This is a genomic window from Pauljensenia sp. UMB6358 (assembly GCF_030216865.1).
Lineage (GTDB): Bacteria > Actinomycetota > Actinomycetes > Actinomycetales > Actinomycetaceae > Pauljensenia > Pauljensenia turicensis_A.
Map to the genome: position 1 here is coordinate 1 of NZ_JASOMS010000162.1, position 277 is coordinate 277.

Consider the following 277-nt stretch of genomic DNA (forward strand, 5'->3'; position numbering starts at 1 on the left):
GTCGAATAGACAGTTCCTTCTCTAATTCAGAGGGCATCACGAAGGTTGATCCGAATACCGGCAGTCCGCGTACAGCCAGAAGGCAGATGAGGAAGGCTGCGGCGCCAAGAGGTGAGTCGAGCAAGGCGGCGGGATCAACCTCCATACCGGAGATAATGAAAAAGGTTGGGATGAAGAAGCCGTAGGCCAGGCCATCCAACTTCTGCTCGAGTTCGGCACGCCCGTTTGGGAGTGCTTGTCGCAAGACGAAGCCAGCCGCAAATGCGCCCAAGACAAT

The 277-nt window shown here is 56.0% G+C and carries 1 protein-coding gene; it reads right to left on the bottom strand.

Annotation, left to right across the window (positions count from 1 at the left end; all coding sequences use genetic code 11):
- Positions 1 to 277 (bottom strand): cation:proton antiporter domain-containing protein (locus QP381_RS09020; protein ID WP_285068669.1); only part of this gene is annotated, 277 nt, incomplete at both ends.